Below are 26,970 nucleotides of genomic sequence, written 5' to 3' on the forward strand. Positions count from 1 at the left end.
ATGTTTTTTTATAAATACCATTATAATATTTTTTTAATCGACGCCATAAACATTCCATAATAATCGTATCTTCCTAATTTAAACTCCTTTATTTTATTTTTATTTTCTTCAAATTTTTCAATCTCTTTTATAAAATTTTCGATTTTTGGTTCAACATAAACTCCACATTTTAACCAATCTATAACTTCAGGAATTCCTCCTCTATTACTTCCAATAACATAACATCCATTATACGCTCCTTCCATAACAACCCTGCCAAATGGTTCATGCCAAAGGGAAGGCACTAATAAGATATCAGATGCTCGATAAAAATGTTTAATTTTTGAAATTGGCAAATATCCACAGTAAATGATGTTATCTTTACTATTTTTTAAAAACAGTTCTTTTAAGATTCCATCTCCTATAACTACAAACAAATAATCTTCCAGTTTTTCAGCAATTTTAGGGATTAAGTGTGCTCCTTTTTTCTCTATTAAACTTCCTACAAATAAAATAATTTTTTTATTTTTTGGTAGATTTAATAATTTTCTTGTTTCTTCTTTAGAAAGATTAGAAACAATATCATAAGATATTGGGTTATATATGACTTCTATTTTATTCTCATCAACCCCTAAAATATTGACATACTGTTGCTTAACAAATTTACTTATTGCAATCAATAAATCAAAGGAGGATAATTTAGATAGAATTTTGATTCTTTTTTTCATTTCTAATAATAAAAGTTTATTAATAATTCCTTTAGTATACATACAGCTACTCAAATTATTTGTAGAACAGCCACTACAAAGATTACCATTATTTTCTAAACCTCTATTATAACAAAATAAGCCGAAATCTCTTAAATGAGCTATTTTTTTAGCAGATGTTTTTATACAATTCAAAGCCAGAATTGATTCTAAATTGTTAGCATGAATTATGTCAAAATTATCTTTTTTCAAAATTTTTTCAACATTTTTTCTGATCTCATAAGATGAATAATTGATATATTGATTCAAAAATAAATAAAAAAATGGTTTTGTTTTTTTATAAATTTTATGAGAAGTTTTTTCCTTTTTTTTAAATAGGAAGCTTCTAAAAGATTTAAATCTTATAATTTTTAAATTATCATTTTCTTCAATTTCAGTTTTAAATGAATTATAATTTGGTGTTAAAACTGTAACCTCATGATCATGTTTTACAAGTTCATCAACTAAAATTTTTAGACTAATTTCAGCTCCACCCATAACAAAAGGTGGAAAATACTCAGCTACAAAGAGGAATTTCATTATATCACTTTAAGACGGTTATATAATTATTTTTCTTTAGCCATTTGACATAATCTTTAACAGCGTCTTCAAAAGTCCATTTTGGTTTATATCCAAGATATTTTTTAGCCTTAGTTAGATCAGCTTCTGTATGGTTTTGGTAAAACTCCCCATATGGATTATCAATATATTCAGGTTCATATTCAAATCCTAAAATACTATTTAAAACTTCAATAATATGGTTAAAACTTACAGCTCTTCCAGTGCCAGCATTTACTATGCAACTTTCTTTAGCTTTCATAGCAAGTAAGTTTATATTTACAATATCCTTTACGTAAACTTGATCTCTTTTTTGTTCCCCCCACTTAAAAATTCTTGGTCTTTTTCCTTCTAACATCTGTTTCATCAATTGCCAAACCATAGAAGCCATTTTACCTTTAAATTGCTCTCTTGGTCCAAATACGTTAAAATACCTTAAACCTACTATATGAGCATCAGGATATTTTTCCATATACCTCTTTGCTATACAATCACATATCCACTTTGAAAAACCATAAATATTATTTGGCTTTCCAGCATCTTCCTCTTTTTGAGGTGCTGGAGCATTTCCATAAGTAGCAGCTGAAGAAGCGTAGATAAATATTATATTGTTTTCAATAGCAAAATTTAAGAATCTTTTAAACCCTTCTGTATTTATTTTCATCATAAGTCTTTGATCAGATACAGTTGTGTCTGTTATCGCAGCTTGATGGAATATTATATCAACATCTTTAAATTGATTTAAATCTACATCTAAAATACTTTCAGAAATTATATCCCCTTCAAAACCTATAAGATTCTTAAAATGTCCCGAAGAGAAATCATCTAAAACTACTACTTCATAATTTTTTTGCAATGTTAGAGCAAGATTTGAACCTATAAAACCAGCCCCTCCAGTTATTAAAACTTTCATTTTATCCCCCTCCAATCTATATAATTTTTATAGTTTTTATTAATCACTTTTAAAATTTATTATATTAACAAGCTTTTATAAACCTCTTCAATTTTATCAACCAATTTTTCCCATGTAAACATTTTTTCAACTTTTTCCTTCCATTTTTTCCCATTCTTTTTGCAACATCTTTATTTTTTAAAAGATATGTTATTTTTTCACTTAATTCATATATGCCTCTTTATTTTACTAAAAATCCATTAAAGCCATTATCAACAACTTCAACAACTCCTCCTGATTTATATGCAATTACTGGTTTATAGCAAGCATTTGCTTCTATTAACAATATTCCAAACCCCTCTCTTGTAGATTGGAGAACTAAAAATTCTGATTCTTTTATTTTTTAATAACATCTCTATATTCATCTAATTTTCCAAAAATTTATCATTTTCTTCAATTTCAGTTTTAAATGAATTATAATTTGGTGTTAAAACTGTAACCTCATGATCATGTTTTACAAGTTCATCAACTAAAATTTTTAGACTAATTTCAGCTCCACCCATAACAAAAGGTGGAAAATACTCAGCTACAAAGAGGAATTTCATTATATCACCTATTTATATAACTCAAAATTAAATTAAATTTAATTTGTCATTTTGAAAATAAAATCCAGAACTTCTTCAACTTTTATTTCTCTCATACATTTCTTTTTGTAAGGACACGGATTTGGATGTCTACCATATAAATCATAACATGGATTACAACCAACTTGTTTCCATAAATAAATGCTTTCTTTATGTAATGGTGCTTTTTCAGAAGGATGAGTAGGTCCAAATATACTAATAATTTTTTCATTTACTGCTGCTGCTAAATGCATAGGTCCGCTATCATTACAAACTACAACATCACATTTTTTTAATAATGATGCACTTTCTTTTAATGTTGTTTTTCCAACTGTGGAGAAACATCTGACTTCTTTTAATATTTTTTCTTCAATGCTTCTATCAGTTTTACCACCAATTAACAAAACTTCATATTCATTTTCTTTTAATTTTTTTATTAATTCTATATATTTTATAATATCCCACCTTCTTAAATCGTCATTGCCAATACCTGGATTATTAGCTCCACCAGGGCAAACACCAATAACTGTTTTATTGTTTAAATTATTAACTCTCCAAAATTTCTCGGCAAATTCCATTTCTTTTTCACTTAAAAATATATCCATTTTCCAATCATCATAATTTGGTTCAATTTCTAACCCATTCAATAGATCTAAATAATAAAAAATTTCATGTTTTCTTCCAAAATAAGGAACTTTATGTGTTAAAAATCTTCCTTCACCAAACCTATCAAATCCTACTCTCTTTTTAATACCACTCAGAAAAGCAGTTAAATTAAAAATCCAATGTTTATCTAACACTATAACTATATCATAATCTCTTTTTCTAATCTTAAATATTAATCTCAACCATTTATTAATATCTTTTTTGATGAATATATATTCATCAAAATTATACAAATTATTTAAATAAATATTTCCTTCTAAAACTGCATGTGCATGTTTTCCAATTAAATAATCAATCTGTGCATTTGGGAAATTTTTTCTAAGTTGTCTAATTAAAGGAGTGGTCATTAAAGCATCTCCTATAGCTCCAATTTTAAACAATAAAATTTTCATTTTTTCACCTTACAAATCCAACATTGAGTTAATGCCAGGCTAGGAAATATCTTCTCTAAAAAAGGAATATATAGATCATCTTTAATAAAAACCTTCCCTACAAAAAGTTTCACTGGTTTGAAGCCATAATACTCCAATAAATATTTTAGTCCTTTAATTGTAAAGCCATTTACATGTTCTCTATTATTAGTTGGTTCTCCTCTTCTCAATCCTATCTGAATCTTCGCAGTATGCCAAGTCGAGGGATTATAACCCAATAGTAGAGATATTCTTTCATGTAATGCAGCTAAGTTTGGAGTACTTACAACAAAATACCCATTAGGAGACAAGATTCTTTTAATCTCAATCAACAGATCATCAATTTCAAAAATATGTTCTAATACTTGATTAGCAGTAATTAAATCAACACTATTATCTTCAAATGGAATTTTATCTTTATTTAAATCTAATAAAAAGCATTTAATCCCCTTCTCTTTACATGATATAACTAAATTTTTGTCATATTCTATTCCATAAACATTATTTATCGGAATATTAAAAACTTTTTTTATTTTTAATGTTAAATGTCCATCTCCACATCCTATATCTACCATATTTTTAGGATTAAATCCTTTATTTTTTAGAAAATAAAGAGCTTTTAAAAACAATATTTTATCTATCTCTCTATAATGCTTCATTTTATCCCCTTCTTATTTCATCCAAAACATCTTTAACCTCTATCATATCCATACATTTCCCATTTAACTTACATTTTTTAAATTCTCCTTTATGAACATTTATGCATGGAGAACAATCTAAATCTTTAGCTTTATAGATTGCTATATTTTTCTCTCCAAAAGGTGCAAATCTTTCTGGTAAGTTAGGGCCAAATAAACCTATAGTTTTAGTCCCCATTGCAGCACTTAGATGCATAGGTCCTGTATCATTGGAAATAAAAATTTCAAACTTCTTTAATAAGTAGGCAAATTCTCCTAAGTTAGTTTTTCCTGCAAAATTTAAGACTTTATTTTTATATTTTTTATCTATCAAGCTTAGTATTTCTTCATTTATGCCATAGTCATTTTTACTTCCAGTTAAAATAATATAAAAACCATTTTCAACTAATTTTTCAATTAATTTTGCAAATTTTTCCTTTTTCCAACTTCTCCAAGGAGCAGTTTCAGCAGTCCCACAATGAATGCCAATTAATTTTTTATTATTTAAATTATATTTTTTTAATAAATTTTCTACTTTGTCAATATCTTTTTTATTATACTTTAAAGGAACTAATCTTTTTGGTTTATACTCTATACCTAATGGTTTTAATAAATTACAAAAATTGTAAACAGCATGTATTTTATCATTATATTTGATCTTAAAATCGTAAATCTTACTCCTAAAAAGTCCGTCGAACCCAATAACATACTTACCTAAAAACCAACCCAATATAGCTGAAATGTTAAGATAGGGTTCTGTATCAATAACTACATCATATTTTTTAAAATTCTTTAAAATCTTCCAAAAATTTTTTAAATCAATTATCTCATCAACAAAATCAATATTTTCAAAAACACCCTTACTTCTCTTTGTTACTAAAATAGAAATGTTATAACCTTCTTCTTTTAACCTTTTTATCATTGGAAGAGTTAATAGACTCTCTCCTAAAGTCCATAATCTAATAATTAAAATACTTTTTGGATTTACATTTACTAAATTTTTATGTATTCTGGTTTTAAAAATTGATAAAAATAATATTATTAAATTTCCAATATATCTATCAATACTTCTTAATATTGAAATTATATTCATATTTTCACATTTTAGGACTTTCTTTATCCTTTTTATCATCAAATACTCTATAAACGTAATCTTTTCTTGCCAACATCTTAAGTATATAATTAGGTTTTTATATTCACTATAAAGGGATAGAAACTCTTTCATGTGTCTGATAACGCCTAAGTTCAATATTGGGTATTTACTCTTCAATACCCATATTGAACAAACCGATATGAAAACATTAACACTTTTAGAAACACTTTCTTTCCACAAATTCTTTAAATACTTTACTACTCTTTTTATCGAAGGAAGACATTGATTTAGTTCCTTAAAGCAGTTGAGGAGTATAAAGGAACCAGTGCAGTGCATTTAGAGAAATACATAGAGAATAAGCACAATATATATTCCACACAATCGTATATATACTATACTGAAGAAGTTCGACCTTATCCAGAAGGGAAAGAAGAAAAGAAAGAATTAGACGAAAACCTTCGGTTTTCGTTGCTCGCCTGCTACGCAAGCGACAACCTGAAAAAATTCGTTGAATGGCACAACCAAATAAAACCACACCGTTTATTAAGTTTTAAAACCCATACGAAGTATACTTCGAAAATACCAAATGTAATAAAGAGGTGATAACATGAACATGAACAACGAAATAATTTCAGGATACAACAATTTTTCCTTTAGGAGTATGTCATTACTATTTTGTTTTTTCATTCTTTATAATCTTAACACAGTCATATAAATCTTTTGCAATAAAATCAGCCTCAGTTTTTTCATTATCATATAAAATCCTTATTGTTTTACATCCAACACTCTTTCCACAAATTATGTCACTCTCACTATCTCCAATCATCCAACTTCTACTAAAGTCAATATTCCATTTTTCCTTGGCTTTTAAAAGCATGCCATTCTTTGGTTTTCTGCAATTACAAGTCCCATCCAAATGAGGACAATAAAAGATATCATCAATTTCAGGCAATAACTTAAGCATATAATTATGAACAACTTTTAAATCTTCCTCTGTCATAATGCCCTTAGCAATCCCTTGCTGATTGGTTACAACTATTAACAAATAACCCATATTTTTAAATTCAATTAACGCTTCTCTAACTTTTGGTAGTAATTCAAACTCCTCTATTTTTTTAACATAATCTCCAATTAATCTTTTATTAATAACCCCATCTCTATCAAGAAATATTGCCCTATTCAACTTTATCACCAAAAATTTACTTATCATTAAACAACTCATCTAAGCTAATTGTTGCAGTTCCAACCTTTCCAACAACAATTGAACTTGCTTTATTTGCCAATTTAACCGCATCAACTAAATCATAACCTTTGTCTAAAGCATAAGCCAAAACAGCAATAAATGTATCCCCTGCTCCCGAAACATCATGAACTTCTTTAACCTTTGTAGAGATGTGGTAGACTTCTCCATTAAGAGTTACCAATGTAGAACCCTTTTCACTTCTTGTGATGACGAAATTTGAGTTAAATTCCTCAACCAACTCCAAACCTATCTTTTCTATGATATTATCTTTGTTTTCTATCTCTCTTCCAATAATTTGGGAAGTCTCTTTTAGATTTGGTTTTATTAAATAAACGTCCTTATAAAATTCTATGTTTTTTGGTTTAGGATCTACTAGAATTTTCCCTTTAAATTCTTTTTTAATTTTTTCCATAAGTTCTTTTGTTATGAGGCCTTTTGCATAATCGGAAATTATCAATATATTTGATTTACTGTTGAGTCTTTTAATTTTATCTAAAATTTTGTTTGAAATTTCTTCATTTATTGGATATATTTTTTCATAATCCACCCTAAGAAGTTGTTGATTGTACCCGATAGCTACAAATCTATGCTTCACTATTGTAGGCCTCCCATCTGATATAAAATAATATTTGATGCCATTTTCATTACACAGTTTTTCAATACACTTCCCAAATTCATCTCTATTAATGATGCTTATTAAAAATACATCATGCTTTAAAGAGGCAATATTATTTGCAACGTTTCCTGCTCCTCCAAGTGTATATTTTTCTTCAATCGCATTTAATACTGGAACTGGTGCTTCAGGGCTTATTCTTTCAACATTTCCATATGTGTATTTATCGAGCATCACCTCTCCTAAAACCACTATCATCCTTTCACCTATATCTTTCTAAGATCCATTCTATTATATTTGTTGTTGAAAAACCCTCAATTAGTGGGATTATTTTTACTTCCCCACCGTAACTTTTAACAACCTCTGCCTCTGGTAAATCTTCCTCTTTGTAATCCCCACCTTTTACATGGATGTGGGGTTTTATTATTTTTATCAATTCAATTGGGCTGTCTTCATCAAAAGGGACTACAAAATCTACTGGTTTTAGATTATCCAAAACATAAGCCCTTGAGTATAGTGGGATTATAGGGCGTTTTTCTCCTTTTATTTTTTTAATAGATTCATCTGAATTTATTCCTACTATCAAAACATCTCCTAATTTTTTTGCTTTATTTAAATACTCTACATGCCCCCTATGAATTATATCAAAACATCCATTTGTAAAGACTATTTTTAAATTTTGGCTTTTTAACTCTCTAATTATGTCTTTTAACAATGTTCTATTTTTAATTATCATATTATCCCTTATCTTTAAAAATTTTACAATGTTAAATTTTAAAATAATTTAATCTACATGAACAATCTTTTCTCAACTTCTTCACAAATCACATGGTATATTGTTAAATGGCATTCTTGTATCCTTGCTGTATCATTAGATGGAACTACCAATGCCAAATCAACAATATCTTTTAACTTACCCCCTCCTTTTCCCAACAAACCAATTGTATAAATGCCCATTTCTTTGGCTTTATTGACCGCTCTTATAACATTCTTTGAATTCCCACTTGTAGATATTCCAACTAAAACATCACCCTTTTTACCCAATGCCTCAACTTGTCTCTCAAAAATCATCTCAAACCCATAATCATTTCCAATTGCTGTTAAAATAGATGTGTCTGTTGTTAATGCAATTGCAGGCAATCCTTTTCTTTCTAACTTGAACCTTCCAACAATCTCGGCAGCAAAGTGCTGAGCATCTGCTGCACTACCTCCATTTCCACAAATTAAGATTTTATTACCATTTTTTAATACTCTTACTATTATTTCAATGGATTTTTTTAAATTTTCTTCATTTTCTTCAATAAATTTTAACTTAACCTTTGCACTTTCTTCAAAATACTCTTTCATAAGATCACCTAACTTAAATTTAAATTTATATCTATCTTTTCCAACTTTGAAGTATATATATTTTAATTCTTCTACTCATTTTTTGATTGTTAGAACTTCAAGTTCATCTTCATACGAATTATAAATGGTTTTGAATTTATTTTATTCACTATTTCTTAGGCTTATCCATCCCGCATGTACTGAAAAATTTATCCAAAGTCATATGCTTGGTGTAAGCTTTTTCAATTCTTAATTGAATTATTTCAAAATATTTTTCCAGCATTATTTAAATATAATTTAGCAACATTTTCCCTTTCTCATTTACTTTAATATATCTTGACCTTCCTATTTTCTCATCCACTATTAACTCAAATTCCTTAAGTTTTTCTATAACATTCTTATTAACCCAGACAAGATCACTTTGTGGAGTTTTATTTTCTGAGAATTTTGTTCTATTTCTCCAATTGACAATCTTATTTAGCTCCTCTTTATCATCCTCAACTATCTCTAATAATTTTTGAATAGTTCTTCTATATCTCTTAATTCTAATTCTTGATGGATCTGAGTCTATATGTTCAACAGCTTTAATTAATCTCATTATACTCTCTTCATTATTTAAATTTACATCTAAAAACTCTTCCCTTGTTAAGATGCTTAACTCCTTTATAGTTAATCCCCTATCTCCTGCCCTATTAATGAATTTTAAAAATATCAACAACTCTTCCTTTGGGAGGCTTATATTAAATGGGTAAATTAACACTACATCTTTAACTCCAAAACTTCTTGGGAGATATTTATACTCTTCCCTCAACTTTTCACATTCTTCATCACTCAAACTATCTAATAGTTTTTTTGGAATTACATAATATGGAATTATTTTTGAGTTTTCTCTATTTAAAATCATTGCACATGTTATTCCAGCAATGCATCCAATTGTAGAGCCAGAGGAGACATTTATATAAAATTTAACCTCTTCAAATTCCTTTCTTTCTTTATTTATTGCATATTTTATTTTCTTAACAATTTCATCTAAATTAAATATATTAGCCTCAAGGATTTCATAATCAATTTTATTTTTCTCAAATCTCTCTTTAATCATATTTTTAAATGCTTTTCCCCTTTCTGAATCTTCTTCATCTGGCATACAAATTAAATAAACTTTTTCAGCCCTTCTTTTAATTGGAACTTCAGTGATTCTATCAACTTCATATCCTTGAACTGCTATATGAACTCCTCCTCTGATTTTATTTAACTTATTCATTGTTTCACCACAGAAATAATTAAGAATAGTAAGTATGGTAAGCTTACTAATATAGTGAATATTATATTTTATATATTTCACCATATATTTTTTGACATTTAAAATGGTGAAATTATGCAATATATCTTCGTCTATGGAACTTTAAGGAGAGGTTTTTGGAATAATAAGTTATTAAAAAACTCAAAATTCATTGGAAAAGGTAGAACTAAAGAAAAATATGCTATGTATGCTGATATAATCCCCTATGTTGTGGAAGATGAGAAGGTGTCTCATATAGTTGGGGAGGTTTATGAGGTTGATGAAGAGATCTTAAAAAAGATAGATGCTCTTGAAGATCATCCTCATTGCTATAGAAGAAAGAAAGTCCCAATAATCTTAGAAAATGGGGAAGAGATAGAGGCTTGGCTATACTTCTATCCTGAACCTTATGGAATTTTAGTAAAATCTGGGGATTATAAAGATTACTATGAGGGGTAAATATGTGTGAATTATTGGGAATTTGTTTTAATAAGAAAGTTAATGTTAGATTATCTCTGAATAGCTTTAAGCAGAGAAGTGATATGCACCCAAATGGTTGGGGGATTGCATTCTATCCAGATGAGTTTGTTAGAGTAATAAAAGAGCCAATTAAAATGAATGATGCTTTATTGGCTAATTGTATTAGATGGATTAATATAAAATCAAAGATATTCATTGCCCATATAAGGAAAGCTAGTGCTGGAAAAGTGTCTTATGTCAATACACATCCATTTGTTAGAAAACTAGATGATAAAGAAATAGTTTTTGCCCATAATGGCACTTTATATGATTATTGGGATTTAGAACTTGATGAATTCTACCCAATCGGAGAAACAGATTCAGAATATGCATTCTGCTATTTGTTGTCCCAAATTAAAAATAATAAAATTAATTATGGAGAAGGATTTGACGCTCTATTAGATATACTTTATGAGATTAACTCTTGTGGTCCATTTAATTGCCTGTTTTCTGATGGGGAATATTTGTTTGCTTATAAAGATTATGAAGGAAAAAGAGATTTATATTTCTTAAAGAGAACACCACCATATAAACCAATTAAATTAATAGATGAAGATTATACTGTAAATTTAGGGGATATAAAAAATCCAAAAGAAGAAGGATTCATAATAGCAACAAATCCACTAACTAATGAAAATTGGCAACATTTTAAGAATGGGGAGCTTATAGTGTTTAAAAATTGGGAAATGATTTATTCCAATAAGAGATTGAGTGATTTGGAATTGAAAATATTAAAGATTCTTAGAGAAAGTCCACACAGGGTTAGTTTAAGAGATATTATTAAAAATCTTAATGATTTACCTAAAAATATTGAGTATGATGAGTCTGTTGTAAAAATTGGGATTAGAAGTTTGTTAGATAAAGAGTATATTAAGCAAGATGGTAGAGATACTGTTAATTGGGATGATTTGGAGGCAACATTTTATACTAAACCAAAGAGGAGGGCAGAGATTGATAAAAAACTTAAGGAGTTGAGATGGTTATAATTTATCTATATAAATTAAAATCTACTAAAGGTGATGTTATGATAAATGAAGAAAAATTCAAAGAAATTATAAAGAAAATGAGAGATAAATATGTAAATATGTGGGAAAAAGAGAAAGATGAAATTATTAAAAATATTGAGGATGCTAAGAAAATACTTTTAGATTCTTTAGAGTTTAATACTATTTTAACTGATGAAGAAATTGAAAAAAATCAAAAAATCAGTTAAAAGTATAGATTTATTTAAAAGTCCAATACTAAAATCGTATTTAAATTCTGAGTCTGTCAATAATGAATTAATCAGAAAATTACTAAAAGAAATTGTTCTTAAGACAAATAATGATAATTTCAATAATATGATAGATAATTTTGGAAATAAAATTAAAGAAATACTTAATAATAGTGAAATTAAAGAAGTTGGAACTACCATATTATCAATTTTAGCAACAATTTTGAATTATAAGTGTTATATGCCCATCCATAAAAAAACTGTTTCAGAAGCTCTTAGAAAAGATATTAACATAAATATATTTTGGGGAATACATTGTAAAAATATAGAAGATTTTAAGCAATTTATGAAAACTACTAATAAAATTAGAGAAGAGCTTGGAATTGATTCAATGCTTGAAGTTGCTTATTATTTATCAAAATTTGAGGGAGGTGAGAACATGACAGTTAAAGTTATAGAAAATAAAATACCAGAATTAGAAAAAAGGTTAAGACTTTGGAAAAACTTTGTTAATTTTGTAGGTAAAAGGTATCTACCACATTATGACTTAACTTCTGAATCTAATTGGTTAAAGATTATAGAAAAAATCAAAAACATTGTTGAAAAACTGGAAGTTGGTGAGGAAAATACAGAGGAACTTATTAAAAAATTGTTCATTTACCAAGATAAAGATTGTGGATGGAAATTAATATTTGCGGGCGGAAATGTTGGAGTATTTAAGGGGTTTATAAGCAACGCACCCGAAGAACAACTTAAAAAATTTGTAGATATTATTATTGAAGTAAAAAACTCTAATGAATTCAAAGATGAATGGATAAATAAAACATACAATTTAATTTGCGAATTTAATAGACAAGGGGTTGAAAATTATGGGGAGTCAAAATTAAAAAAACAATTATACAATATCTTTGGTGAATTATACGGAAAATTGCATATTGAAAGAGAACCAATTATGAATACTTGTTCTCGAAACATTTTAAAAGAGTTTTATGACTTTGGGGAATATAATTACAATGAATTTAAAGAAGCATTTGAAATGTTAAAGCAAAAATATAAAGAAATTGTAGGAAAATTATCAGAATTTTCAAATGGGTTTATAAATTTAGAAATCGACATAATGTTTAACTTCTTTGATAAAACAAAAGTTTGGCTATTGGCTCCTGGAAAAAATGCAAAATACTTAGAGGAATTTTATAAAAATAATAAAATATTCATTGGTTGGGGAGATATTGGAAATTTATCCAAGCAAGATTTAAATAACCCAGACGATATTAAAAAACTTATAATGGAAAAATATAGTGAAGAATATAACAAAGAACCAAGAGCAGCACATAAGATGTTATTTGACTTTTACAAAAATATGAATATAGGAGATATTGTTGTCTTAAGACGAGGTTTAAAGGAAGTTGTTGGGATTTGTAAAATAACTGGAGATTATAAATATTTAACTACTGATGTGCCCTCAGACTATAATCATTCAAGAAATGTAGAATTCATTTGGTTTAGTAAAAAAGGAGTTAAATTAGATTTTTCATTTACTCAAAGTGATACTCTACAAAAAATTGATAATTGGGATACATTTATAAAGATTTTTGAGAAAATATTAAATGAAGATAGTGATAAGGTCAAAAATAGTGAAGAAAATATTATTTCAAAAGAACTAAAAGAAAAAATAGACAAAATCTTAGAGAAAAAGGGGCAAATAATATTATATGGAGTTCCAGGGACAGGGAAAACATATTCAGCTTTAAAATATGTAGAGGGTAAAGGATATTATAAATTTATAACTTTCCATCAATCTTACTCCTATGAAGATTTTATAGAAGGATTTAAGCCAAAAACAACTGAAGATGGAAATATAACTTATGAAGTAGAGGATGGAATATTTAAAAGATTATGTATTTTAGCAATTTGGGAAGTTTTGAAAGATAAAGAAGATATTAAAAAGGAAATAGATTTAGATAGGTTGTTAGATAAAGCTTTAAAGGAATTTGAGGACAGATATCCTGTTGGTAGTGTATTAAAAACTAAAATGGGTAAAGAATTTGAGATAATAGACTATAAGTATGAAGAAGACAGAATAAAAAGTATAAAAATAAAAATAGAAAGTAAAAACGAAAAATCTTTGGATAAATCAGATTTGGAGGAGATATTTAAAAAGGCCTTAATTGAAGGTTATGAAATTAAAGGACCGGGAGATATTAAAAAAATTAAAGATACTGGATTAAATTCTTACTACTTTGCTATGTATAGTGAACTAAAAGAAATAATTAATAATATTGGCTATATTCAAGATGAAAACTCTCAATACAAATTAAGCTATGATGAAATAAAAGAAAAAGTCATTAAAAAACTTAAAGAGCATGAAGAAACAAAAAATGTCTTTAAAAAAGAAGATTTCCAAAATGCTAAAAAATACTACCTAATAATAGATGAAATAAACAGAGGGAATATCTCTAATATCTTAGGGGAGTTAATAACTCTCTTAGAGAAAGATAAGAGACTAAGTGAAGACAATGAAATTATTGTTGAGCTACCTTATTCAAAAGAGCTTTTTGCAGTCCCTCCAAATCTCTATATAATTGGGACTATGAACACTGCAGATAGGAGTATAGCATTATTAGATATTGCTTTGAGGAGAAGGTTTGGATTTTTGGAAATTGAGCCAAATTATGATTTAATAAATAAAGAAATTGAAGGAATTAATTTAAAAAAGTTATTAGAATCTCTAAATGAAAAACTCATGAAATTAAAAGATAGAGATCATAGAATAGGGCATTCATATTTTTTAAATATTAAAGATCTTGAAGACTTAGAGTTTGTTTGGTATCATGAAATTATCCCACTATTGGAGGAGTATTTCTATGGAGATGTTGATGGATTAAAAGAAGTTCTTAAAGATTTTATTGAGAAAAAGGAAAACTCTTATGAAATAAAAAGGTTAACTGGAGAAGAGTTTAAAAATGCTATCAATAAGATATAAGTGATTATCTATGTTAATTACTTTTTATGAATATCAGGAGAAAGATGTAGAAGAGCTAAAGAATGAACTAAACCTAAATGAAAAGGAGATTTTTAATTTATTTAAAAAAATAAATGGTGGATCTGAAGATAAGATATTCACCCTTTACTATAACAAAATAAAAGCCAACAATTATGTTGGATTTGCTTCTATAAAAGATGTTTCTATTCAAATTTTACCAAAAATCTTTAAAAATAGTGAAGAAAAAGAATATCTCTTCCTAAACATGCTTAACTTTGCCTTTGATTTAAAATTAGAAGAGAAAGAAGTTAAAGCAATAAACAGTCTATCAAAAGCCTTTTATGAAATTTTCATTTATCTATTTGCAAAATCTCTATTGGAAGAAATAAAAAGAGGAATTTATAAGGATTATATTAAAATTAGAGGGGAAGAAAAATTTCTAAAAGGAAAGTTGTTGATTGAGAAGGAGATAAGAAAACTTCCTCATCAAAGAGATAGATTTTTTGTTGAATATTTCTTATTTGATGAAAATAATTTATTGAATCAGATATTTTATTATACTGTTATAACTTCTTTAAGGAAAACAAAAATAAGGATCAATAAAAAATATCTAAGTGAGCTAATGTTAATATTTGATGGCATTGAACTAAAAAAGATAAATGTTGAAGATTTTAAAAAGGTTAAATTCACAAGATTAAACAATAGATTCAAAAAATCCTTTAATTTAGCTAAGATATTATTAACTTCCTTAGGAGAACTTAGAGGAGAAGATGCTGTTGGTTTCTTCATAGATATGAATGAATTGTTTGAGAGGTTTATATGCAACATACTAAAAAGAAAATTTTCCATTGGCTATCAGGAAGAATTTAATTTACTTAAAGAAACAAAATATTTAGATAAAATAAAACAAAAACCTGACTTTATAGTATATAAAAATGGAGAAGTAAAGTTTGTATTAGATGCAAAATACAAAGAAATTGAAAAAAACCCTTCTCCAGACATCCTTAGGCAGATCTACACTTATGCTAAAAAATATAAAGTTCCTTCAGCTTTGATATTCCCAAAGTTTAAAAATTATAACAATTTCAAAACAATTGTTGATCACTGTAAATTTTTTGATGGAACAGAGATTTATCTCTTAGTATATAACCTTGAAACATTAAAAAATAATGAGATAGATAAGGAATTTTTAAATGCCATTAATAAATTGCTAAATAAATTTTGGTGAAACTAAAGGGATTTTAAAAACTTTTATTTAAATTTTTTAGTTTTAGTGTTTGTAGGGTTTATTTTTACACTTATTGGGGGTTGGGCTTAAAGGAATCCTTGGTTTAATATGTTATACAATTTCCTTTATTATCTTCTTAGTGGCTTATGCATACTTATTCTTTAAGATTGTCCTTGGAAGTACTTTTGATATATTGCCTTTTCAGTTCTTATAATCATCTTAATTCTTGCTCCAATTAATGGAATTATATTAACAAAGAAATTCATTAATAAAGTTAAAAAATGTCTTTGAGGGGGAGGATGAAAATAACCATCTATGATGGAGCAAATACAATAGGTGGAAATAAAATTTATATAAAAGAGGGATATAATGGGATATTTTTAGATTTTGGAATGAATTTTGCCAATTACTCAAAATATTATGAGGAATATTTAAGTGAGAGATCTGCAAGAGGTATTTATGATTTGTGGCATCTCAATTTAATACCAAAACTAAATATTTACAGAAGTGATTTAATTCCCAAAGATTTAGGTATTTATAGGTATCCAAAAATTCCTATTAATGCTGTTTTAATAAGCCATGCTCATCTTGACCATGTTGGAAATGTTGCTATTCTCAATGAAGAAATTCCTATGGTTGGATCTTCAATAACAATGACAATTCTAAAGGCATTAAGAGATACTTCAACTGGCAAACACTTAGGGATAGATTTGCCTTACTATAGTATAAAAAAACCAAAAGATGAAAAGGGATATGTTCTTGAATCAGATAGAAAATCCCCCTACTGTTCAAGAAAAATTATTCTTACAGATGACAATAAAAATATTGAAGAATTTATCTTTTATAGACCTGGGCAGAACTCATCTAATAAAGTGAAGAAAATTAACCAAAATGAAGTTAAAATGCTATATGAAGAAGATTTTGGATTTGAAATTAAAGCATTTGAGGTGGATCATTCAATCTATGGGGCTGTTGGTTATATTGTTGAAGGTGATGTAAGTGTAGCATATACAGGGGATTTTAGGGAACATGGGAAAAATAAGGATAAAACAAAAAAATTTATTAAAGAGGCTAAAAATGCAAGTGTTTTAATTACTGAGGGAACGAGGGTTAATAGGGATAATGATGTCAATGTCAGTGAGGAGGATGTTTATAACAACTCTTTAAAAATCATTGAAAATGCTAAAGGGTTAGTTATTGCTGATTTTTCACCAAGAAATTTTGAAAGATTAGAAATTTTTAAAGAAATTGCTAAAAAAACTGGTAGGGAATTGGTTATAACTACAAAAGATGCATATTTCTTATGGGCTTTAAAAGAAGTGGATAAGATTGATATAATTGATGATGATGTAAAAATTTATGAAAATCTTAAAGCCACTCAATATAAGTGGGAAGAGGAGATTTTAGACATATATTGTAATTATATCATCTCTCCATTTGAAATTAGGAAAAATTGTGAGAACTATATTTTATGCTTCTCATTCTATGATATGCCACACCTATTGGATGTTAATCCAGATGGGGGGATTTATATCTACTCTTCAAGTGAGGCATTTGGGGAAGAGCAGGAGTTTAGCTTTTTAAGATTGTGGAATTGGCTTAAACACTTTAACTTTGAAATTTATGGTTTTAAAGTTGATGAAAATGGGAAACCAATATTTGAAAAAGGATTTCATACATCAGGGCATATTTCAAAAGAAGGGCTGAGGAGGGTTATTGAAAAGATAGATCCTGACTACATAATTCCAGTGCATACTGAAAATCCTGAATTATTCAGATGGGCTTTTGGAGAGAGAGTTGTTTTATTAAACAATGGAGAAAGTTTGGAGATTTAAAGTTAATGGCTAAAATTTAACTATATATTCCATAATACTCAATTACCTTATCCAAATATTTACTTGATTTATTAAATTTTCCTTCATAAAGATACTTTAATCCATTTTTATAACATTTTTTACATCCATAATCTCCTATTAAATTTTTTTGATTTATTAGCTCTACTACTTGTTGAATTATTCACTAACTGAGTACTACTCTAAACTCCCTAAAATTTAATAAACTGTGAAATTCCCAGTAGTTTGGGCTTCTATTATATAACCAACCACAATACCTATAACTTAACTTATAGTTTTTACAATATCTTTTATTTCCTCTATACTATCTAAACTTTCCCCTAAAAGACCTTTTTCTAATATCTCCCTTTTATTTGGAATAATTGCTATAACTCTATCTTTATTTATTTTATCCATTATCATATCTTTAATATTATCATCAACTTTATTTATTATGAAATAAACTTTCTTTCCCATATTTTTAGCCATCCTTTCAATCTCATTAGCTAATCTTATAGACTCATATGTTGGATCTATTACAACTAAAATTACATCAACATTCTCTTCTACCCCTCTCCCAAAATGTTCTATACCTGCTTCAGTATCTATTAAGACATAATCATAATCTAAATTTTTAATAAGCTCTTTTAGTAGAACCCCCATAGGACAAGCACAACCTTCCCCAAAATCTCTGATTTTTCCTACAGATATTAACATTAAATTTCCATCCTTTGAAGCAATACTATCAACATCTATATCTTTTAATATTTCACTAATATTATTCATATTCTTTTTTAAAACCTTTCTACCTCCTATAATATCAATTATATCTTTTGGCTTTTCCAAACCTAAGAGTCTGTGTAAGCTTATATTTGATTCATCCCCATCAATGACCAAAACTTTTTTATTCTTAGATAACTCTTTAGCTAATAAAGCTGTTACTGTTGATTTTCCACAACCTCCTTTTCCACATATTGAAATTTTCATTATTTCACCTTAAGAGGATGAGATCTATGTTATATATTGTTGGTTTAGGTAGTGGGGAGAGGTATCTAACTAAAGAAGCTGAAGAAATATTAAATAATGTAGATTTAATAGTTTGTTATAAGGGGTATAAAAAATATATTGAAAAATTTAATAAGCCAACTTACACTTCAGGAATGACTAAAGAGATAGATAGAGTGGAAAAAGCATTAAGTGAGGCTAAAAATAAAGATGTGGCTTTAGTTTCTACAGGAGATCCAAATGTTTACGGATTAGCTAGTTTAGCCTATGAATTAAATTATATAAAAAACTATAATGTTAAAATAAAAGTTATTCCTGGTATCACAGCTTGTTTATTAGCAGCTTCTATTTTAGGGTCTCCTTTGCATGATTTTGTTGTAATAAGTTTTAGTGATCTCTTAACACCTTTGGATAAAATATTAAAAAGATTTAAATTAGCATTAGAAGGAGATTATGTTATCTGTATATATAACCCATTAAGTAAGAGAAGGAAAGAACCTTTTTTAAAAGCAGTAGAAATCATGAGAGAGTTTAATAAAAATTATATTATTGGTATAGTAAAAAATGCTGGTAGAGAAAATGAGGAGAAGAGAATTACTGATTTTAAAGATCTCTATAAAAATTTAAATGAATATTTAGAATATATAGATATGAACACAATTATAATTATTGGGAACAGTGAAACTTATGTAATAGATAATAAAATGATCACTCCAAGGGGTTATTTAAATAAATATAAAGTGATACCATGTTACAAAAAATAAGGGAAGAGTTGAACAGTTATTTCTTAGAAAGAAGGGAAGAGATAGATATAGCATTAACATCTATATTAGCTGGAGAACACACACTTTTCCTAGGACCTCCAGGGACTGCTAAATCACAGTTAATAAGGGCAATAGCTGAGCACATAAATGCTAATTATTTTGAGAAACTAATAACAAGATTTACTACAGAAGATGAGATATTTGGCCCTTTAAGTATAAAAGAGTTAAAAGAAAATGATAGATATGTAAGAAAAACAGAGGGATATTTGCCAAAGGCTGAGGTAGCATTTTTAGATGAGATATTTAAAGCTAACAGCTCAATTTTAAATTCACTTTTATCTATAATTAATGAAAGAATTTATCATAATGGGGATAAAATAGAGAAAGTTCCTTTAATAAGCCTTTTCTCTGCATCTAATGAGCTCCCTGAAGAGTCAGAGTTATTAGCTTTTTATGATAGATTTTTATTCAGAAAAATTGTTAGGGGGATTAGAGGATATAATAATTTGATAAGACTCTTAGATTTAGAGGATTATAAGGCAAAAACTAAAATTGAAATAGATGAGCTAAAAGAATTGCAAAAAGAAGCTATGGATGTGAAGATAGACAATATAAAAGAAGATATTATAAAAATAAAATTATCTTTGGAAGGAGAAGGGATAAATATATCAGATAGAAGATTAAAAAAAGCTGTTAAAGCTATAAAATGTTATTCTTACTTAAATGGGAAGGAAAAAGCTGAAATAGAAGATTTAGAAATTTTAAGATTTATATTTTGGAATGAACCAGAAGAATTTTATAAAACATCTATAGAAATTTTTAAAATATCTAATCATTTTTCTGGATATGCATTTGAACAGAGAGAGATATTAAATAGCTTAGTAAATGAATTAAAAAATATTGACAAAGAGAGAATAAAGTTAGGGGGAGTAGAGTATAGAAAATGCTTGGAGATACTTGGAAAGTTAAATAGTATGGTTTTAACATTAAAAGAAGTTAGGGCTAAGGCTATTGATGAGAATAAGCCACATCAATACATAGATGATACAATAGAGGAAATATACAGTTTTAAGAAATATGTTGAAGAGCTTTTAAAGTGATAAAAAATGAAAAATGTTATAAAACATGATGCATTTGATAAAAAAGCATTTGAAAGGTTTTTAAATAGTAACAAATATTTTCAAAAACTTTTAAGTTATTATTCTCATTTGCACCCTATACATGAGAAGCTATCAGAGGATATTTTTTATGCATTTTTTAAATATGTTGTAGAGTTTAATGAGGCTGTTGAAGAGAAATTTAGGATAAATAAAGCTATATTAAAAGGATTAATAAAGAATATAGAGTATGAAAAAATAAGGCTCTTAACTGAGCTGGATGAAACTAATGCTGGAATAGCTACTGTTATACTCTGTGAAGAAATATTTAAGAATTTTAAAAAATTTAATGGTAGTGCATCTGATTTGGTTAGGGAAATTTTAAAGCAAAATTCAAAGAACATTTTAGAAATTATTGAGGGGATAAATTCATTTGGATTTGGAAAAGGGGAAAAAAATTATAATGATCCAGAAGATAAGCTAAAACTGGCAAATAGAATATTACAAGATAAAAAATTATTAAAGATTATAAAAAAGCTTGGAAAATTAAAACTATTGGCTATAAATACATATAAAAATAATGTAAAACAGCAGTTATCTGAAGTATATTCAGTAAGCTTAGGAAATGAGATAAAATACCTCCTACCAAAAGAAATTGCTTATCTTTCAGATGAAATTTTATATTATGAATTTATTAGAAGATTTATAGAAAAAAAGCTATTAAACTATTCTTTAATAAGCTATAAAGACAGTGAGGGGGCTATAATAGTTTGTTTAGATCATAGTGGATCAATGTTTGGAGAGAAAGAGATATGGGCTAAAGCAGTGGTTTTATCATTAATAGAGATAGCTAAAAGAAAAAAGAGAAAGATTTATTATATAGCTTTTGATGATGATGTTAGGTTTGAGAAAGAAATAGATCCTAAGAATATAAAATATGAAGATGTTATTGAAATAGCTTCTGTGTTTTATGGTGGAGGAACAAACTTTGAAAAGCCAATATCAAGAGCTATGGATGTTATTAAAGAAAAATATATGGATGCTGATATCCTATTAATAACTGATGGATTTGCTGAAGTTAGTGATGAGTTTGTAGAAAAACTTAAAGAGTTTAAAGAAAATTATAAAGTAAAGTTGATGTCTGTTTTTATTGAAATCTTTCCTACTGAAACATTGAAGAGAATATCTGATAAGAATGTTAAAGTTTATGAATTAGTTGATGATGAAGCTAAGAAAATATATAAGCTTTTATAGGAGGTGATGGGTTTGATAGAAATAAATGAAAGATTCTGTAAAGGATGTTACATATGTATCTTTGTATGTCCAAAAAAAGTTTTTGAAAAATCAGATAAGTTAAATAAAAAGGGTATTTACCCACCTATAGCAAAGTATCCTGAGAAGTGTAGTAGATGTAACCTCTGTGTTTTACAATGCCCAGATCAGGCAATATCAATAGAGTGATCTTATGTTATGTTCATGTGGAAAAGTGGCAGTTTATTATCAGAGATATGCTAATAAATATTTGTGTGAAGAGTGTTTTAAAAAATCAGTTGAAAAGAGGGTGAAGAAGACTATAAAAGATGTTATAAGAAATAATGTAAAGATAGCTATAGCCATTAGTGGAGGAAAAGATAGCTTAGTTATGGCAAAATTATTAAAAAACTTATTTAAAAACATTCCAAACTGTAAATTAACATGCTTTTTTGTTAATGAAGGTATAAGAGGATTTAGAGATAAGGCTATTAAATATGTTAAAGAGTTCTGCAAAAGAGAAGAGCTAGATTTGAAAATTATATCTTTTAAAGAGGAAATTGGTTATAACTTAGATGAAATTTTGGAGCATAAGGATAAGTTAAATATTGGAAAACCCTGCTCTTTTTGTGGGGTTTTAAGGAGGTATATATTAAATAAATATGCTTTAGGTTATGATTACTTAGCCATTGGACATAATTTAGATGACATGGCGCAAACAATACTTATGAACTATGTAGAGGGAAATATAAAAAATATTGTTCACTTTGGTAAGGATATAGAAGATAAAAAATTTGTTAAAAGAATTAGACCATTAAAATACATTCCTGAAGAGGAAGTTAAACTGTATGCTGACATTGAAGGGATAGTATACCAATCTGAACCTTGCCCATATTCATCTTTATCTTACAGACACAGAATGAAGGAAGTTATTAAAACATTAGAAAATATTGATCCAAAGGTTAAGTTTAGTATAGTTAAAGGATATGAGCGGTTATTAAATTATATCTGTTATAAAGAGGAAATTAAAAGATGTAAAATATGTGGATTTCCATCAAATAATGAAATATGTAAAGTCTGTTCTTGGCTTAAGGTGATTGAAAATGGATTTAGATGAGTATAAGAAACTAAAGAAAAAGGTTATGGAAAAATTGAAAATTGATGAACAAACATTGGATAAGATGATTGATGAAAAATACAATGAATATGGAGGAATATTATTAAAAACTGGAATACTATATTTAATAGCAAAAGAGCATGGAATTGATTTAAAAGAGGAAGAATTTTTAATAAAAGATATAAAAGAAGGGATGATTGTTGATATTATTGGTGTTGTTAGAAAAGTTTATGATGTGAAGGAGTATGATGGTAAAAAAGTAAGAAAAATAATAATAGCTGATAAATCTGGATCAATAACTGTAAGTTTATGGAATGAATTGGCAGACATTGAAATAAAGGAGGGAGATGTAATAAGATTAAAAAGGGTTAAAGCAAGGAAATGGAATAAAAGATTAGAACTTACATCTTTACCAGAGACAGAGATAGAGATTTTAGAAGATTATAAAATAGAATTACCTGAATATAAAATCTCTGATCTCATCCCAGGAATGGTTGTTGAGTTAGAGGGGGAAGTAGTTTTAGCCTTCCCTGTAAAGGAGTTTGAAAAGGATAATAAAAAGTTAAAATTAAAGTCTTTTAATTTAAGAGATGAGACTGGAGTAATAAGAGTTGTTTTATGGAATGAACTAACTGAAATAGATGTTAGGAGAGGAGATTTTGTTAAAGTAAAAGGAGTGGTAAAAGAGGGTTACTATGGAGGTTTAGAGATAGTAGCTGATGAGGTAGAAATTATTGAAAGAGGAGAGAAAATTGAAAGTGAAGTGGTAAATATAAAGGATCTTCATAACTATGAAAATGAAATTGTCTCAGTTAGAGGAAAAGTTTTAGCTTTAGGGAATAAAAAGATTGTTAATATTGATGGGAAAAGAAATAAGGTTCAAGAGATACTGTTAGATGATGGTAGTGGAAAAGTTAAGATAACTTTTTGGAAAGGATTGATAAATCTTTTAGAAAATATAAAAGAAGGAGATATAATAAAGGTTACTAATTGTAAAGTTAAATCTTACATTGATAGAGAGGGAAATATAAGATATGACCTTATAGCCACAATAGATTCAGAAGTTATAAAAGAAGGAGAAAGTGAATATAAAATAAAATTCGTTAAAATAAAAGATATTGTAAATAAAGAAGTAGATTGGGAAGATATAAACTTAATAGCAATAGTTGTTGACATAACTGAGCATGAGTTTGATGGGAGAAAGGTTAAAAATATTTTATTAGAGGATGACACAGGGAGAATAAGGTTATCTATTTGGGAGGATTTAGATATAGATATAGAAGAAGGAGATTTTATAAAAGTGTATCATGCATATGCAAAAGAGAGGGATGATTATATAGACCTCTATTTGGGAAGATTTGGAAGGATAGAGAAGAGTGATGAAAGAGTAATAAAAAGAAAGTTTATAGCTGATCTCCTACCTGGAGATAAAGTTGAGATAAGGGGAACAATAGTTGAGGTTTTAAATGAAGAACCATTTATTTACATGTGTCCAAACTGTAGGAAGATTATAACAGAGGAGGTATGTGAAGACTGTAAAGTAGAGGCTGAAAAGGTTTTAAGGTTAAATGTTATTTTAGATGATGGTACAGGGGTTATTACATGCAGACTGTATAATAAAAAGGTTGAAAGGCTATTAAAAATCTTTAATGTTTTAATAGAAAACTTCAAAGAGAAATTATTAGGAGAGGAGATTATATTTTATGGTAATGTTAAAGATCAATTTATTGTTAGGGCATTAAAACCTGTTAATGTTGATGAAGAAATTAAAATTTTGAGTGGGATAAAAGATGAAAGTTGATATTCATGTTCATTCAATTAATAGTAAATGTTCTTTAAATCCAAAATCATTATTAAGAAAGATGTGTAAGAAATATAACCTCATACCTGCTGTATGTGATCATAATAAACTGACTAAGTTAGATTTTGCTATACCTGGAGAGGAAGTAGCTACAAACAGGGGAGAGTTTTTAGCTCTTTTTATAGAAGAAGAAATACCAGGAAATTTAGACATATTTGAAGCTTTAGATCAAGTTAAAGAGCAGGGAGGTTTAATCTGTATACCACATCCATTTGATAGTAAGAGAAAGAGAAGCCTTATAAAGTTTAATATTCTTGAAGATAGGGAGTTTTTAAGATATGTAGATATTGTAGAGGTGTTTAACAGTAGATGTAGAAGCTTAGAGCCTAATATAAAAGCTTTTGAATATGCTATAAAATATAACTTCCCAATGGGTTTTGGTAGTGATGCTCATTTTATTTGGGAGCTCAATAATGCATATATAAATTTTCCTGAATTAAATATAGATAAACCTTCTGAGATTTCTCCAAAAGAATTTTTAAATTTATTGGAAATTAGAACAAAAGAATTTTTAAAAGAAAAAATTGATCTTTTTAAAAACCCTTGGAAAGGAAAGAATCATTATGGTGCTTTAGGGGATAGAAAGAACATTGAGATTTACAGCAAACTACTTAAAAAGGTTAGGAAGATATTAAATATATAGAGAGGTTGTTGAAAAATTTAGTTAATTGAATTTAAAGTAATATCCTTTGTTGTCATTGGGATAAAGTTGTATTTTTTAGCATGCTCAATACATTTTTTGGTCATCTCAATATCATTAACATAATCTAATGTTAGAATAACTAAGTGATATTTTTCCTTTAAATTTTTTAATCTCTCACTTTGGGCATTTATCCAATTTAGATCACTACCTTCCCAATAATATGCCTTCTTATTTTTGAAATCATAGTGTGTTGTGAAATCCTCAAAAAGAACTCCATCTATGTATGGGGCAGTTTTTTCAATAATCTCAAAACCTCTATTTTGGATGATTATAATATCTGGATTTTCTTCTCTAATTTTTTTGATTAATTCAATAACCTCATTTTTTTGATTTGTATAGATTGCACTATCAACTGTATCTAAAAACACTCCATCAAATCCCATATTTTTAAACTTTTTAACTTCATTTAAAATTATCTTTTGCCATATTGGAGATGAGATATTTATATAATAAGAGTTCCAATTTTGATTTTTTCCAATAATTATTTTTTGGCATTCTTTAAAATAAGGTCTATCTTTGCTAACCTCTCCTATGCTTAGATAGGCAATAACCTTTATATTTGGATTTAATAACTTTAATTTTTGAATGTCTTCTTTTTTGTAGTTGTATGGCTCTATAATAACTAAATCATACTTTGAAAGTTTTTCTATATTATCTGAGCCGTAATAAACCCAAAAATTGTTGATGTTTAATTTATTATTTATATTTGGTTTATCATCGGCAATTTTGGTATTATTTAAACATCCACAAAATAAAATTAAAAATAAAAAAGTAAGTAAAAATTTTCTCACTATTTCACCTTTTTTCTTAATATTATTAATGGAATTGCTATTAATGTTAATATTACTGCTCCTAAGGGAATTGGGGTTTTTGTTGTGGGAGTGGAAATTGTTATATTCTCTAACTTATAATATACTGAATAATTAGCTGTATTAAGATTTTCTCCCTCCAATTTAAGAATATTACTTCCATCATTTAAATACTTGGTTATATCTAAAGATTTTCTTTTTTTATAATGTCCTGAACCATCATTGGAATCACCTATGGTATAAATTAAATTATCATTTAAATATAAATAAACTTTCATATTTTCATTAATATTTCCATAATGTATAAAATTTAACGTATATTTTTGATTTTTAACTTTATTTATGGTAAATGATATATTTTTCATTTTTTGTTTTTTTGTTACATTTAAACTTCCTAAATTTAAAGCTTCTCCATAAATTGCACTAATTAATAGTAGAATCCCAACTAAAATAATCATTTTTTTAAGCATATTTCTCACTATA

At 27.4% G+C, this 26,970-nt stretch carries 28 protein-coding genes; 13 read left to right on the forward strand and 15 right to left on the reverse strand.

All coding sequences use genetic code 11. The annotated features are described in order from the left end of the window. Nucleotides 1-20 precede the first annotated feature (20 nt). From METVI_RS0105005 to METVI_RS0105060, 12 genes are all read right to left on the reverse strand, one after another. Nucleotides 21-1,265: a glycosyltransferase gene (locus METVI_RS0105005; RefSeq protein WP_017981090.1), complete on the reverse strand. Its 1,245-nt coding sequence runs from the start codon at nt 1,263-1,265 to the stop codon at nt 21-23. Nucleotides 1,266-1,269: 4 nt separating this feature from the next. Beyond that, complete coding sequence (gene rfaD / locus METVI_RS0105010) at nt 1,270-2,196, reverse strand: ADP-glyceromanno-heptose 6-epimerase (protein WP_004595028.1); 927 nt, start codon at nt 2,194-2,196, stop codon at nt 1,270-1,272. A 220-nt stretch (nt 2,197-2,416) separates the two neighbouring features. Next, on the reverse strand, nt 2,417-2,521 hold the full coding sequence (locus tag METVI_RS07350) for a glycosyltransferase (RefSeq protein ID WP_004595030.1): 105 nt from the start codon (nt 2,519-2,521) through the stop codon (nt 2,417-2,419). 79 nt (nt 2,522-2,600) lie between these two features. Continuing rightward, on the reverse strand, nt 2,601-2,780 hold the full coding sequence (locus METVI_RS0105020) for a hypothetical protein (protein ID WP_017981091.1): 180 nt from the start codon (nt 2,778-2,780) through the stop codon (nt 2,601-2,603). Nucleotides 2,781-2,818: 38 nt separating this feature from the next. Further along, complete coding sequence (waaF, locus tag METVI_RS0105025) at nt 2,819-3,856, reverse strand: lipopolysaccharide heptosyltransferase II (protein ID WP_017981092.1); 1,038 nt, start codon at nt 3,854-3,856, stop codon at nt 2,819-2,821. Continuing rightward, nucleotides 3,853-4,533, reverse strand: a complete 681-nt coding sequence (locus METVI_RS0105030; RefSeq protein ID WP_004595134.1) for a class I SAM-dependent methyltransferase — start codon at nt 4,531-4,533, stop codon at nt 3,853-3,855. Before METVI_RS0105030 ends, waaF begins: the two co-directional genes overlap by 4 nt. A gap of 1 nt (nt 4,534) precedes the next feature. After that, a complete protein-coding gene (locus METVI_RS0105035) occupies nt 4,535-5,644 on the reverse strand; it encodes a glycosyltransferase family 9 protein (protein ID WP_017981093.1) in 1,110 nt (369 codons plus the stop codon). A 670-nt stretch (nt 5,645-6,314) separates the two neighbouring features. Continuing rightward, entirely contained in the window at nt 6,315-6,827 is a 513-nt protein-coding gene (locus METVI_RS0105040) for a D-glycero-alpha-D-manno-heptose-1,7-bisphosphate 7-phosphatase (RefSeq protein ID WP_004595163.1), read from the reverse strand. 16 nt (nt 6,828-6,843) lie between these two features. Continuing rightward, entirely contained in the window at nt 6,844-7,758 is a 915-nt protein-coding gene (locus tag METVI_RS0105045; protein WP_004595165.1) for a bifunctional heptose 7-phosphate kinase/heptose 1-phosphate adenyltransferase, read from the reverse strand. A 4-nt stretch (nt 7,759-7,762) separates the two neighbouring features. Further along, nucleotides 7,763-8,236, reverse strand: a complete 474-nt coding sequence (rfaE2, locus tag METVI_RS0105050) for a D-glycero-beta-D-manno-heptose 1-phosphate adenylyltransferase (RefSeq protein ID WP_017981094.1) — start codon at nt 8,234-8,236, stop codon at nt 7,763-7,765. A gap of 53 nt (nt 8,237-8,289) precedes the next feature. Continuing rightward, nucleotides 8,290-8,847 carry a D-sedoheptulose 7-phosphate isomerase gene (gene gmhA, locus METVI_RS0105055; protein ID WP_004595167.1) on the reverse strand — a complete coding sequence of 186 codons (558 nt, stop codon included), beginning with the start codon at nt 8,845-8,847 and terminating at the stop codon, nt 8,290-8,292. Between the two features lie 265 nt (nt 8,848-9,112). Next, on the reverse strand, nt 9,113-10,087 hold the full coding sequence (locus tag METVI_RS0105060) for an HFX_2341 family transcriptional regulator domain-containing protein (RefSeq protein WP_004595169.1): 975 nt from the start codon (nt 10,085-10,087) through the stop codon (nt 9,113-9,115). Between the two features lie 114 nt (nt 10,088-10,201). Here METVI_RS0105060 and METVI_RS0105065 point away from each other — a divergent pair, with 114 nt between their 5' ends. The 6 genes from METVI_RS0105065 (at nt 10,202) to METVI_RS0105090 (ending at nt 17,883) form a co-directional block, all read left to right on the forward strand. Then, the gene (locus METVI_RS0105065; protein ID WP_017981095.1) at nt 10,202-10,564 is read left to right on the forward strand and encodes a gamma-glutamylcyclotransferase family protein; all 363 of its coding nucleotides are present in this window, start codon (nt 10,202-10,204) and stop codon (nt 10,562-10,564) included. Between the two features lie 2 nt (nt 10,565-10,566). Continuing rightward, nucleotides 10,567-11,610: a class II glutamine amidotransferase gene (locus METVI_RS0105070; protein ID WP_004589875.1), complete on the forward strand. Its 1,044-nt coding sequence runs from the start codon at nt 10,567-10,569 to the stop codon at nt 11,608-11,610. Nucleotides 11,611-11,648: 38 nt separating this feature from the next. Continuing rightward, entirely contained in the window at nt 11,649-11,837 is a 189-nt protein-coding gene (locus METVI_RS0105075; protein ID WP_236610555.1) for a hypothetical protein, read from the forward strand. Further along, on the forward strand, nt 11,812-14,820 hold the full coding sequence (locus tag METVI_RS0105080; RefSeq protein WP_004589873.1) for an McrB family protein: 3,009 nt from the start codon (nt 11,812-11,814) through the stop codon (nt 14,818-14,820). Before METVI_RS0105075 ends, METVI_RS0105080 begins: the two co-directional genes overlap by 26 nt. Nucleotides 14,821-14,830: 10 nt before the next feature. Next, on the forward strand, nt 14,831-16,048 hold the full coding sequence (locus tag METVI_RS0105085) for an McrC family protein (RefSeq protein ID WP_004589872.1): 1,218 nt from the start codon (nt 14,831-14,833) through the stop codon (nt 16,046-16,048). 299 nt (nt 16,049-16,347) lie between these two features. After that, nucleotides 16,348-17,883, forward strand: a complete 1,536-nt coding sequence (locus METVI_RS0105090; RefSeq protein ID WP_004589871.1) for an MBL fold metallo-hydrolase — start codon at nt 16,348-16,350, stop codon at nt 17,881-17,883. Nucleotides 17,884-18,165: 282 nt separating this feature from the next. On the opposite strand, the gene METVI_RS0105095 is transcribed toward METVI_RS0105090, so the two are convergent. Then, nucleotides 18,166-18,867: an ATP-binding protein gene (locus tag METVI_RS0105095; protein WP_004589870.1), complete on the reverse strand. Its 702-nt coding sequence runs from the start codon at nt 18,865-18,867 to the stop codon at nt 18,166-18,168. 26 nt (nt 18,868-18,893) lie between these two features. On the opposite strand from METVI_RS0105095, the gene cobJ reads away from it, so the two are divergent. From cobJ to METVI_RS0105130, 7 genes are read left to right on the forward strand one after another with little or no spacing between them, the layout of a single operon-like run. After that, entirely contained in the window at nt 18,894-19,649 is a 756-nt protein-coding gene (cobJ, locus tag METVI_RS0105100) for a precorrin-3B C(17)-methyltransferase (RefSeq protein ID WP_004589869.1), read from the forward strand. Further along, nucleotides 19,634-20,749, forward strand: a complete 1,116-nt coding sequence (locus METVI_RS0105105) for an AAA family ATPase (protein WP_004589868.1) — start codon at nt 19,634-19,636, stop codon at nt 20,747-20,749. Before cobJ ends, METVI_RS0105105 begins: the two co-directional genes overlap by 16 nt. Before the next feature lie 6 nt (nt 20,750-20,755). Next, a complete protein-coding gene (locus METVI_RS0105110; RefSeq protein ID WP_004589867.1) occupies nt 20,756-22,000 on the forward strand; it encodes a vWA domain-containing protein in 1,245 nt (414 codons plus the stop codon). 6 nt (nt 22,001-22,006) lie between these two features. After that, nucleotides 22,007-22,207 carry a 4Fe-4S dicluster domain-containing protein gene (locus METVI_RS0105115; RefSeq protein WP_201763957.1) on the forward strand — a complete coding sequence of 67 codons (201 nt, stop codon included), beginning with the start codon at nt 22,007-22,009 and terminating at the stop codon, nt 22,205-22,207. A gap of 4 nt (nt 22,208-22,211) precedes the next feature. After that, nucleotides 22,212-23,114 (forward strand): TIGR00269 family protein, encoded by a 903-nt coding sequence (locus METVI_RS0105120; protein WP_017981096.1) that lies wholly within the window; start codon nt 22,212-22,214, stop codon nt 23,112-23,114. Then, a complete protein-coding gene (locus METVI_RS0105125) occupies nt 23,101-24,915 on the forward strand; it encodes an OB-fold nucleic acid binding domain-containing protein (protein ID WP_004589948.1) in 1,815 nt (604 codons plus the stop codon). Before METVI_RS0105120 ends, METVI_RS0105125 begins: the two co-directional genes overlap by 14 nt. After that, entirely contained in the window at nt 24,905-25,618 is a 714-nt protein-coding gene (locus tag METVI_RS0105130) for a PHP domain-containing protein (protein ID WP_004589949.1), read from the forward strand. Before METVI_RS0105125 ends, METVI_RS0105130 begins: the two co-directional genes overlap by 11 nt. 17 nt (nt 25,619-25,635) lie before the next feature. Here the strand turns inward: METVI_RS0105130 and METVI_RS0105135 are convergent, their stop codons facing one another. Together METVI_RS0105135 and METVI_RS0105140 are read right to left on the reverse strand one after the other, a co-directional pair. Next, nucleotides 25,636-26,469 carry an endo alpha-1,4 polygalactosaminidase gene (locus tag METVI_RS0105135; protein ID WP_017981097.1) on the reverse strand — a complete coding sequence of 278 codons (834 nt, stop codon included), beginning with the start codon at nt 26,467-26,469 and terminating at the stop codon, nt 25,636-25,638. Then, nucleotides 26,469-26,957 carry a hypothetical protein gene (locus METVI_RS0105140; RefSeq protein WP_004589952.1) on the reverse strand — a complete coding sequence of 163 codons (489 nt, stop codon included), beginning with the start codon at nt 26,955-26,957 and terminating at the stop codon, nt 26,469-26,471. Before METVI_RS0105140 ends, METVI_RS0105135 begins: the two co-directional genes overlap by 1 nt. Nucleotides 26,958-26,970: the final 13 nt, after the last annotated feature.

Source organism: Methanocaldococcus villosus KIN24-T80 (assembly GCF_000371805.1).
GTDB classification, from domain to species: Archaea; AGJL01; Methanococci; order Methanococcales; family Methanocaldococcaceae; genus Methanocaldococcus; species Methanocaldococcus villosus.